Source organism: Caldicellulosiruptor acetigenus (assembly GCF_026914305.1).
Classification (GTDB): Bacteria; Bacillota; Thermoanaerobacteria; order Caldicellulosiruptorales; family Caldicellulosiruptoraceae; genus Caldicellulosiruptor; species Caldicellulosiruptor acetigenus.
This window is the reverse complement of record NZ_CP113866.1, coordinates 1486482-1497814: the sequence shown is the minus strand read 5'-3', so window position 1 is coordinate 1497814 and position 11333 is coordinate 1486482. Positions and strand designations below refer to the sequence as shown.

At 34.9% G+C, this 11333-nt stretch carries 11 protein-coding genes; 8 read left to right on the top strand and 3 right to left on the bottom strand.

Going from position 1 to position 11333, the window contains the following annotated elements:
• Position 1 precedes the first annotated feature (1 nt).
• The 5 genes from OTK01_RS07435 to OTK01_RS07415 all read left to right on the top strand — a co-directional run bounded on the left by OTK01_RS07435 (position 2) and on the right by OTK01_RS07415 (position 4662).
• Positions 2-1096 carry a glycosyltransferase family 4 protein gene (locus OTK01_RS07435; protein ID WP_013432530.1) on the top strand — a complete coding sequence of 365 codons (1095 nt, stop codon included), beginning with the start codon at positions 2-4 and terminating at the stop codon, positions 1094-1096.
• A 37-nt stretch (positions 1097-1133) separates the two neighbouring features.
• Positions 1134-2471, top strand: coding sequence for an LCP family protein (locus OTK01_RS07430; RefSeq protein WP_029227544.1), 1338 nt, complete (start codon positions 1134-1136; stop codon positions 2469-2471).
• A gap of 82 nt (positions 2472-2553) precedes the next feature.
• Complete coding sequence (locus OTK01_RS07425; protein WP_029227545.1) at positions 2554-3060, top strand: CarD family transcriptional regulator; 507 nt, start codon at positions 2554-2556, stop codon at positions 3058-3060.
• A 14-nt stretch (positions 3061-3074) separates the two neighbouring features.
• The gene (locus tag OTK01_RS07420) at positions 3075-4016 is read left to right on the top strand and encodes a YesL family protein (RefSeq protein WP_029227546.1); all 942 of its coding nucleotides are present in this window, start codon (positions 3075-3077) and stop codon (positions 4014-4016) included.
• Between the two features lie 49 nt (positions 4017-4065).
• Positions 4066-4662: a 50S ribosomal protein L25/general stress protein Ctc gene (locus OTK01_RS07415; RefSeq protein WP_013432534.1), complete on the top strand. Its 597-nt coding sequence runs from the start codon at positions 4066-4068 to the stop codon at positions 4660-4662.
• Between the two features lie 99 nt (positions 4663-4761).
• On the opposite strand, the gene OTK01_RS07410 is transcribed toward OTK01_RS07415, so the two are convergent.
• The 3 genes from OTK01_RS07410 to OTK01_RS07400 all read right to left on the bottom strand — a co-directional run bounded on the left by OTK01_RS07410 (position 4762) and on the right by OTK01_RS07400 (position 8793).
• The gene (locus OTK01_RS07410) at positions 4762-6000 is read right to left on the bottom strand and encodes a hypothetical protein (protein WP_029227547.1); all 1239 of its coding nucleotides are present in this window, start codon (positions 5998-6000) and stop codon (positions 4762-4764) included.
• Between the two features lie 200 nt (positions 6001-6200).
• Complete coding sequence (argH, locus tag OTK01_RS07405; RefSeq protein ID WP_029671811.1) at positions 6201-7589, bottom strand: argininosuccinate lyase; 1389 nt, start codon at positions 7587-7589, stop codon at positions 6201-6203.
• Complete coding sequence (locus OTK01_RS07400; RefSeq protein ID WP_029227549.1) at positions 7582-8793, bottom strand: argininosuccinate synthase; 1212 nt, start codon at positions 8791-8793, stop codon at positions 7582-7584. The genes argH and OTK01_RS07400 overlap by 8 nt, the downstream gene beginning before the upstream one ends.
• A gap of 157 nt (positions 8794-8950) precedes the next feature.
• Between OTK01_RS07400 and nadD the strand changes: the two genes are divergently transcribed.
• Genes nadD through OTK01_RS07385 form a run of 3 tightly spaced genes read left to right on the top strand, consistent with a single transcriptional unit; the run spans position 8951 to position 11324 of the window.
• Positions 8951-9541: a nicotinate-nucleotide adenylyltransferase gene (nadD, locus tag OTK01_RS07395; RefSeq protein ID WP_029227550.1), complete on the top strand. Its 591-nt coding sequence runs from the start codon at positions 8951-8953 to the stop codon at positions 9539-9541.
• Positions 9538-10116 carry a bis(5'-nucleosyl)-tetraphosphatase (symmetrical) YqeK gene (gene yqeK, locus OTK01_RS07390; protein ID WP_029227551.1) on the top strand — a complete coding sequence of 193 codons (579 nt, stop codon included), beginning with the start codon at positions 9538-9540 and terminating at the stop codon, positions 10114-10116. Before nadD ends, yqeK begins: the two co-directional genes overlap by 4 nt.
• Positions 10113-11324, top strand: a complete 1212-nt coding sequence (locus OTK01_RS07385) for an LCP family protein (protein ID WP_029227552.1) — start codon at positions 10113-10115, stop codon at positions 11322-11324. The genes yqeK and OTK01_RS07385 overlap by 4 nt, the downstream gene beginning before the upstream one ends.
• Positions 11325-11333 lie beyond the last annotated feature (9 nt).

The window sequence follows — 11333 nt, the reverse complement described above, 5'->3', positions numbered from 1 at the left end:
CTTGAAAAAGGTGCTGGTTTTGTCTTCTGCTCATCCATGGGATGACGAAAGAGTGTTTAGCAAAATAACAAAGAGTCTTTCGAAAAAGTATGAAACAGCCCTATGTGCTGTTGCAGACAAGCAATTTTTTGAAGTGGACCGAATAAAGATTTTTGGACTTCCAAAATTGCCCCGCTCAAAAAGATATAAAAATTATTTAAGAATCATAAAGATAATTAATGAGTTTAAACCTGATATCATTCACTTTCATGACCCTGACCTTTTGGTTTTGTCCTTGTACTTTAAGTTTTTTTTGAAAAAAAAAGTGATATATGACGTGCATGAGGACTATCCTTTAGCCTTCAAAGATAGAAAATATTTTCCAGAGCCGTTTAGTACATTATTTTCGATTTTTTTTAATCTTGCTGAAAAGACTATAAGCAAGCTTTTAGACGGTGTTGTAACTGTTACAGAAGACATATATTCAAAATTCAACTGCAAGAACAAGGAGGTTATCAAAAATTATCCTGTTGCTGAGACGTTTTTTGAGGAAAAAGATAGCACCATTGATGGGACATTAAACCTCATATATATAGGAAGTGTTTCGCAGAGCAGAGGAATAACAAACTTGATTTTGGCAGTGAAAAGTTTGCACGAACTTGACATAAAGTTAGACATCGTGGGACCTGCTGAAAACCAAAAATACTTTGAAGAGATAAAAAAATACGAAGATGAGAAGATAAGGATATGGGGAAGAGTGCCTAAAAAAGACATTCCTGGAATTTTAAAAAATGCGCATGTTGGGTTTGTGACGCTTTTGCCTCTTTCGCGGTATAAAACTTCACTTCCTTTGAAACTTTTTGAATACATGGCTGCAAAGGTAGCTGTCGTTGCTTCAGACTTTGAACTTTGGAGAAGAATAGTTGAAGAAGCAGACTGTGGAGTTTTAGTTGACCCTACAGATATTCAGTCTATCTGTCAAGCCATATTGTTTTTTTACAACAACAGAGACCAGATAATAAAGAAAGGTTTAAATGGTTACAAGGCATTTATGGAAAAGTACAACTGGGCAAATGAGGAGAAAAAGCTTTTTCAATTTTATGAAAGAATTGTATAGTATTGAAAAAGTGCGGGGAAGGAGAAACAAGATTGGTATGAACAGGGCAAGAAATAAAAAAATTGTGATTTCAATTATAATTTCAATTTTGCTTATATGTGTAGCTGTGGGTGGGTACATTTACAAGGTTTTTGTTATTGATGCAAAACATATTGAGAAGGTTTTCACGAAAAAATCACAGGTATCAAAAAACTCTTCTTTAAAATATCCTTTTGATGATAGTAGTGTGAACATCTTGATTGTTGGACTTGACAAGGCAAGCAACAGGACAGTGTACGATATGCACCGAACAGACACAATTTTGTTTATAAACATTAATTTCAAAGATAAAAAAGTTAGAGGAATTTCTATTCCAAGAGATACACTTACGCAAATTTACAAAGTTGAAAAATGGGACAAGATTAACAGTGCATTTGGTTATGGAGGAGGAGAGAAAAAAGAAGGTTTTATATACACAATGGAAACTGTGAGCAAGCTCTTGGGTGGGATGCCAATTGATTATTATGTTGGATTTGACCTTGATGCTATAAGAAAGGTTGTAAACATATTGGGCGGTGTTTATGTCAATGTTGAGGTGCCAGTGAGGGTAAAGACAAAGTGGGTGGACATTGATTTAAAACCGGGGTATCAGAAACTGAATGGTATAGAAACTCTCTATTATGCTCTTTGGAGAAAAACTCCTGGTGGCGACATAGACAGAATTAAAAGAGACAAAGAATTAATTCTTTCAGTTTTCCAGCAGCTTAAAGAAAGCAATAAGATAATAAAATTGCCAGAAATATATTGGAAGATAAGAAAACACTTTTTTACCAATCTTTCTCTTCAGCAGATAACATCGCTTGCTTATTTTGCCCAGAGCATGAACAAAGAAGATATAGTATTTGAGAGCATTCCTGGCACTTATTTTAACTATGCGGGAGTAAGCTACTGGAAACCAGATTATGAAGGGATAAAAAAGCTTGTAAAGGACCTACTTGGCTATGACATTGAAATAGACCTTCAGCTTCCTGACAGATTTAAATATACACCGCGGATTGTAAAACATAAAACCAGTAATTCTTCCCAAAAAACCGTGAAAAAAAATCCACAGATTATAGACCAAGAACATCAGAAAACAACAGAAGGACAAACTAAGCAAAGTAGTTCAATTGATACTTCCTTGCCTGCACAAAATTCAGAAAATCCTTCAACTGGGGATACTACTGCCCAGACCCAGCAATCTTCGCAAGCACTGGAAGGTCAGCAAACTTTGCCACCCACAAATAGTCAACAAAGCTTGTACGAAAATCAAGATCAGAATTCTTCAGTCCAAAGTGGTTTTTCATCGTCTGCAGCCTCAGATGTAAACAGCGATGTTTATAGTCAAGACAGATAGGAAGAATTTTTGACAAAAACTTTTAAATTGGATATACTTTATTTATGTAAAGTTATTGTAAGATAGCATGGGGTGGCAATGAATGTATAAGGTGGGAGATACTATAATACACCCTTTGCATGGAGCAGGCAGGATAGTTGAGATAGTTGAGGAGAAGGTTTTCGATAGTGTTCAGAAGTATTATGTGGTAAAGATATTGTACAATGGAATGAAGGTACTAGTTCCTGTCAAAAGCGCATCAGAGATTGGTATTCGGAACGTGATTTCTGAAGAGGAAGCAAACAGGGTATTTGAGCTTTTGAAAGACAACAGTTTTAAGGTTGACATAAATAGCTGCGGAAATTATAACAAGCGAATAAGAGAAAATCAGCAAAAGCTAAAGAGCGGAAATATTTACTGTGTCGTAGAAGTTTTAAAGATGCTTGCAATGAGAGAAAAGGTAAAAGGACTTTCGACAAACGAAAAGATGATGTTCAACACTGCAAAACAGATTTTAGTAAGCGAGCTTGGACTTGCGAAAGGTCTTGACATTGAAGAAGTTGAGAGGATGGTTGACAGTATTTTATTTGAGCTTGAGACGGCAGAGTAAGGGGGAAGTTTTTGGTGGCAGGATTTTTTGGATTTTTTGACTATACAAAGCCTGGTCCGGGTGTGCCGGAAAACGAGCCTCCAAAATCAAAGTTTATAGTGTTTTTTGAAGTGCTTGCAAGGAAGTTCTGGAAACTGTGCTGGCTAAATATTTTGTACTTTCTTGTTTCATTGCCGATACTGATATTGCTTTATCTTGTTATTGCAAATTATATTTATCCTATTATTCAGTCTGTAACAAAAGGAGCTGGAAATGTAAAAGATATTCAGTCACTGCAGGGTTTTTTGATGACAGCTTTTGGATTGACACTTTTAAGTGGGTTTATGGTGTTTGGCATAGGGCCAACAACTGCAGGATTTACGTATATTGTGAGAAACTTTGCAAGAGAAGAACATGCATGGGTTACAAGCGATTTTTTTGAACATACGAAAAAGAACCTCAAGGAAGGAATAATAAGTTTTGTAACAGATTTGTTGGTGTTGTGGATATTTTCTGTAGCTATACAATTTTATTCAGTTCAAAGTCTTAAATATCCCAGCGTAGAAATTATAAAATACTTTTTGGTATTTACACTTTTTATCTATTTCATGATGCACATATACATCTATCCCATGATGGTAACATACAACCTGAAAGTGAGACACATTTATAAAAATGCTTTTATCTTCACCATTTTAAAACTTCCTCATACTATTGGAATGTTTTTGTTATTGGCAACATTATGGCTACTTCCTTTCCTACTGCTTTTATTCGTGATACCTTTTATGCCACTGCTACTTCTTTATCCTTTAATATGGGTAAGCATAATTGGGCTTGCCCAGAATTTCTACACAAACTACATCTTCGGGATATATCTCAATCCCCAAAAGGAAAATGAAGAGCAGCTCGAAAGTCAAGAAAATACTGAACTTTCTTCCGACAAAGATGATGACAGCAACAGCAAAGATAGTGTATAATATATAATACTGCGCAAAAATTTAATATGCGAAGGGAGGTTGCTTCTTTATGGAACCAGTACTTGTCTACAACAGAAGGGACGTATTTACAAAGAGCAATTTAAATAAACTCAGAAAAGAAGGATATATCCCTGCTGTTGCGTATGGTGATGACATAAAGAGCCTTCCTGGATACGTTTCTAAAAAGGAGTTTGAAAAATTATATCATCAAAAAGGTTTGGCTGGTAAAATAAAGATTTCAATTGATGGGAAAGAGAGAACTGCTCTTATAAAAGAGGTTCAGACCCATTATACAAAAGGGAATATAATTCATGTGGATTTTCAGATACTTTCTGAAAACAAGCCTATTTATGTTGAGGTGCCAATTATATTTGAAAACGCAGAGATTTTGAAGTCAAGAGGACTTGTGCTGCAAAGACAAATGGACACAGTAGAGATAGAAGGGCTTCCTAAGGATATTCCTGAACACTTGGTAATTGACCTGATGGGCTATGAAAAACCAACAGCTATAAAGTTAAGAGATATAAAACTTCCAGAAGGAATTAAAATAACAGAAGACTTGGATGAAGTTGTTGCGGTAATTGATGTAAGCGAGATTACAGAAGAGCCAGAGGAGAAGCAAGAAGAGACTTCTTCAAATGCATAATCAAACAGAAAGGATTAAAAAATAGGACCTGAATGAAATTGCAAAAAAGAAAGGTGGCAACAACAAACAAATGTGCCACCTTTCTTTTTCTATGATTTTCTATTTCAAAATCAAATATTCGCTATAAGAATTTAAAGAGTTATCCTTTTCATAACTTCTCAAGAACAGGGAAGTTGCAGGTGACTCTGAGTATAGCATGATGTTATTGGAATATTCTTTCTGAACTTTGAGATATGGAATTTTGTAATATTTTAAATCTTTTAGCGAAAAGATATAAATTCCATCCTTTAAATAGTTGCCATACCATGAAAGATATCCACCAGAAATATAGGGGTCGGCGAAGGTAAAAATTGTGTTGTTTTTTGTAGGGTATAGGGAAGGGTATACAATAATTTTCCATTTGTATGGTTGTTTTGAGATGTCACATAAAACTATTTGGGTTTGAGAGTGTATACTATTTGGTAGTCGAAGGGCAACAACGTAGTTTTTATATATCCTTGGCATTACAAGCTCGCTGTTTGGCGATATTTTTCTTTTGACGTTGGTCTTTAAATTGTACAAGTATATCTCTCCATCTTCTGTTGCCATGGAATGAGTACTTACAAGTTCAGATACGCACCATACAATGTTACTATCGTAAATGGAAGGAGGGTAGATAAACCTATTTTCTCTTTCAGGGACCTTGTCAACTACAAAGTATTTTTTGGTTGCAACATCGCATACTTTTATCACTTGATAAACAATTCCATTGTTTCCTTTTTCGTATTTTACATAAACTACCTTCCCGTTATGACCAAATATATCTCTCCACATGATTGATGATTTAGCTTTCATATCTCTTGTCACAGGCAAATTTCCTTCTCCGCATGTATCAATCAAGTACTTTTTGTTGGTGGTAATATCATAAGCATACAGTGTCCATCGACAGCTTTGCTGCAAAAATCCCTTTTTTCTTTCACCCTCTATCCAGTAAAAGTATCTTCCATCCCAGTTTTCAGCTATGCTGAGAAAGTTTTTCTTTGTTATTTTGTGTATTATGGTTTTCTTGCCACTTCTCATGTCTTTGACAAAATATGCATCTTCTTCTTTTGAAAGCCCAATAAATCTGTTTGAATCGATAGCAATAATTAGATTTTCGTCCTTATTTCTTTTAAAAATTTTAAGAAGAATATCACTAAATCTTCCTTCATTTTTGGGAAAGTATTCAAACATCTCTTTACTTTGAGCAGTAGCTGATTTCAGGCTTGAAAATACTTCTTTGTTGGATATAAAAAGAGACACAACACAAATAATGATTGTTAAAATGAATATTTTGGGTGTATCAATTCTATTACTCATTGTCGCTTTCTCCTTTTTCAATTTCTACATTTTTGGATTTTCTTGCTATAACTATATACCACTAATAATATTTTGTCAACTATACTTTTGTATAGTCTTTCTTGAAAATCTAAATAGATTCTGGCTGCAAAAAACAAAAAAGGTGAGTGTCCAGCATCCACCTTGAACACCCACCTTAAATCTAATTCATTTTCAATGTATTATTCTAAGTTTTTTAAAAATTCCTTTAGATTATCAATTTGTTTTCTTACACTCTCCAGCGAAGTTCCGCCATAGCTTTTTCTCCGGTTTACACAAGTTTCAATCTTTATAAATTGATATACATCCTCTTGAATCTTCTCACAGAATCTTTTATATTCCTCTAACGATAAGTCTTCCAATGTTTTGCCGCTTTCAATACAGTGCTTTACAATGTTTCCTACAATAAAATGTGCATCTCTAAAAGCTACGCCTTTTGTCACCAAGTAATCTGCAAGGTCTGTTGCATTAATAAATCCAGATTTGCAGGAATTAGCCATATTTTCTTTGTTAATTTTGAGAGTTTTAAGTATTTCATTTATTATTATTAAGCTCATTTCTACTGTTTCGATGGAATCAAATAAAAATTCTTTGTCTTCCTGCAAATCCTTGTTGTATGAAAGAGGCAAACCCTTTAGTACTGTTAAAAGTCCAATCAAGTTTGCGTATACTCTTCCTGTCTTGCCACGTATTAGCTCTAAAGCGTCAGGATTTTTCTTTTGTGGCATGATGCTACTGCCTGAACAGAAACTATCATCAAGTTCGATAAATTTGAATTCATCAGTATTAAAAATAATAAAATCTTCTGCAAGTCGTGACAAATGCATCTGAATCATGGCAAGTGAGAATAACATATCAAGAATAAAATCCCTATCAGAGACAGCATCGATACTGTTTTCTGTCACGCTTTCAAAACAAAGTTCACTTGCCACAAAAAATCTGTCTATTTCAAATGTAGTTCCTGCCAAAGCAGCGCTGCCAAGAGGACTGTGGTTTGTCATGCTGTAGTTTTGTCTTAATCTTAACAAATCTCTTTTTAGCATTTGAGCATATGCAAGAATATAATGAGAAAAAAGTATGGGCTGAGCCTTTTGCAGATGAGTAAACCCCGGCATAATTACATCAATATTTTCTTCGGCTAAGTTTACAATGGTGTTTATTAGCGTTTTTATCAGTTCTTGAAGATACAAATTCTTTTCACGACAGAATAATCTCTCATCAAGAGCAACTTGGTCGTTTCTGCTTCTGGCTGTATGGACTTTTTTGCCAACTTCTCCTATTCTCTTTATGAGCTGTTTTTCAATCAGCATGTGTACATCTTCATCAGAAATTTCATATTCGATTTTTCCTGATTTAAAGTCTTCTAATATTTGATAGAGACTATCTATGATAAGTTTTGCCTCATCCTCAAGGATAATATTGCACTTTGCAAGCATTTTAACGTGGGCAACAGACCCAAGGATGTCGTATTCAAAGAGTTTTATATCAGTCATGATAGAAGCATTGAAAAGGTCAAAAATCTCTGCTGTAGACTTTGAGAACCTGCCTTCCCAGAGCTTCAGTTTACTTATCCTCCTTTCTGTTCACCATTCCAAATACCTTCAAAGGCAAGCCAAACAGGTTTATAAATCCTTCTGCATCCTTTTGATTGTACATCTGGTCTTCTTCAAAGGTTGCAAGGTCTTTGATATATAGCGAATTTGGTGATTTTGAACCAGCAGAGTAAATATTGCCTCTGTAAAGTACAAGTTTTACTGTGCCATTTACAACCTCTTGGGTTTTGTCAACAAATGCTGAAAGTGCTTCTCTTAACGGTGAAAACCAAAGCCCGTCATAAACAAGTTCAGCAAATCTAATTGCAACCATGTCTTTAAAATGCAAAGTAGCTCTGTCAAGGCAGAGGTATTCTAATTCCCTGTGAGCATAATAAAGAATTGTACCTCCAGGGGTTTCATACACGCCGCGCGATTTCATTCCAACAAGCCTATTTTCAACTATGTCTGCAATGCCAATTCCATGATTTGCGCCTATTTTATTCAAAGTCTTTAGAAGTTCAACTCCATTCATCTTCTGTCCGTTTACTTTCACAGGAATTCCTTTTTCAAATTCAATCTCCACAGTCTCTGGAGAATCACTGAGTGAAAGAGGATTTTTTGTAATCTTCAATACTTTATCAAAGTCAGGCATGTTCCAAGGGTCTTCTAAGTCAAGCCCTTCGTGAGAAAGATGCCATATGTTCCCGTCCATGCTGTAACTTTCTTCCTTTTTGAAAGGAATATCAATTCCTTTTTGGCCAAGATAATTTAGTTCATCTTCACGCGATTTTAAATTCCACATTCGCCAAGGAGCTATTATCTTTATTTGTGGCATAAGTGCCTTAATTGTCACTTCAAATCTTACCTGGTCGTTTCCTTTTCCTGTTGCACCATGTGCTATTGCATCAGCGTTTTCTTTTTTTGCAATATTGACAAGTTTCTTGGCAATTAAAGGTCTTGCCATTGATGTTCCAAGCAAATATTTTCCTTCGTATATAGCTCCAGCTTTCAAAGTGGGGAATATATATTCATTCACAAACTCTTCTTTGGCATCTTCGATGTAAACTTTTGAAGCCCCCGTCTTGTAAGCTCTTTCTTTTATGGCTTCAAAGTCATCTTCCTGTCCTACATCAACAACCACGGCAATTACTTCACAGTCAAAGTTTTCTTTAAGCCAGGGAATAATTACTGAGGTATCAAGTCCGCCTGAATATGCCAAGACCACTTTGTTCAGTTTCATTTTCTTTATCTCCCCTCACATGATTTAATTGGCTTTATAAAATTATACACCTAAATGAATAATTATGCAATGAGCTAAATCAAATTTTCTTGAGATTTAAAGGGATTTATTTTATTATAATATCTTAGATATGAAGAATTTTTCAAGGAGTAGGTAGATGAAGATAGCTCTATTTGGTGGTACTTTTAATCCCATTCACATTGGACATCTAATTATGGCTCAGTATGTTTTGAATTTTTCGCAAGTGCAAAAGGTTATATTTGTTCCAAATGGACATCCGCCGCACAAGATTGAAGATATAGCAGATGCGAGCGACAGATTTGAAATGGTTAAGCTTTCAATAGAAGATAATCCATATTTTGATATAAGCGACTTTGAAATCAAAAAAAGTGGACCAAGCTGGACTATAGATACGCTTGAGTATTTTTCATCTATTTATGAAAGAGTATATTTTATTATTGGAAGCGACAATCTTTCAGAGATAGTAAAATGGTACAAGGCAGAAGAGATTTTAAGAAGATACCCTCTTATTGTTCTTCCACGAGAAAGAGATTTGTGTGCCATAAAAAAGGAAATAGAAATGCTTTCCTCTAAATTTGCTCAAGAGATTTCTTTGATTCAGATGCCTATTGTTGATATATCTTCAACAGAGATAAGAAAACTAATTTCTCAGGACAAAAGTATAAGATATATGGTTCATCCAAAGGTGGAAGAATATATTAAGAGAAAGGGGCTTTACAAAAGATGAAAATTGAACAGATTAAAGATAAATTAAAAGAACTTTTGGATGAGAAAAGGTATGTGCATTCGATTGGAACAATGGAGTGTGCAGTAAAGCTTGCTGAAAGGTTTGGCGAAGATGCGCAAAAAGCAATGATTGCAGGTCTTGTTCATGATGTTGCAAAGTGTCTTGATAAGCAGCAGTTGTTGAATTGTGCCTTGAAATCTGGTATAGTTATAGATAACATTATGCGAAGTCAAATAGAGCTTTTACACGGTCCTGCTGGTAGCTATTTGGCAAGAAAGCTCTTTGGAATAGAAGATGTTGACATCTTAAATGCTATTGCATATCATACAACGGGAAGAGAAAATATGTCAAAGTTAGAAAAGATAATATATGTGGCGGATTTGATTGAGCCTTCAAGACAATTTGAACGTGTAGAGAAGCTCAGAGAAAAATCATTTGAAGATTTAGAAAAAGCAGTTGTGATGGCTATGGATAATACTTTAAAGTATGTAATTGACCGTGGTGGATTAATACATCCCAATACTATTTATGCAAGAAATTGGCTTATATTACGAGAAAGCGGGGAAGTAAGGTGAAGAAGATTCGAATTAAGAAAGAAGCAAAAATGTTTTTGGCATCTTTTTTAGCTACTGTAGCAGTTATATTTTTGCTCATTGTTGCAACAGCTTTGTATTATAAAAACACAAAAACACTTCCACCAATAATAAATAATCTCATTGAAAAAGTTACAAATACTGAGACAAGCGGGCTTGAAGATAAATTGCCAATGAACATTTTAGTTCTTGGAGGAGATGAAAAAGAAGGTGGAAGGTCAGATACTATAATGCTTGTTCATATCCAAAAAGATTTCCAACCTGTTATTATTTCTATTCCAAGGGATACAAGAGTAAAGATAGAGGGTATAAGAGGATATTCAAAAATCAATGCTGCATATGCTTATGGTAAATCAAAGCTTGCTATAAAGACCGTAGAAGACCTTCTGGGCGTAAAAATTGACAGATATGTTGCCCTAAATTATGAAGCAGTCAAAAAAATTGTTGACGCAGTCGGTGGAGTAGATGTTGAAGTTCCTTTTCATTTATATTACAAAGATACAACACCGGGCAAAGAGCTTTTTATAGATATCCCTGCAGGTCTTCAACATTTGGATGGTGAAAAAGCAGTTGAGTTTTTGCGCTGGCGACACAACTCAAACGGCAAAGAGTATGGCAGAGGCGGGGATTTGGGTAGGATTGAGATGCAGAAAAAATTTGTGTTTGCTTTGATTGACAAGGTATTAAAACCACAAAATCTTATAAAACTTCCAAGTATTATCCAGACAGCAACAAAGTATGTTGACCACAATTTTACAAGAAATGAGATGGTTTGGTTTGTCCAGAATGCAGGGAAATTCAGTAGCCAAAATATAATGACAGCTGTACTACCGGGCTATCCTAAGTATATTGATAATGTTTCTTACTATATATTGGATGAAGAGAAATGCAAACAGCTTGTTGAAGATTTAAATGAGCCAGAGTTAATAAAGGAGAATTTCAGAATAAAAGTGATAGGAGAAAGTGGTAGCGAAAAGGCAGCTTTGCTTAAAAGTGAGCTTGAGTCAAAAGGATATGTAAATGTGGGGTTGGGAAGTCAAAAGAGTATTCAAAATTCTACAATTGAGCTAAAGAGGATTAACAGAAAATATCTTGAGCAATTAAGAAATGACATTGACCTTTCAACTTTTCAGGTGGTTTATTCACCGGACTATGGGGAAAAGTACGATGTTTATATTAAAGTAAAATAAAAAAAGGGG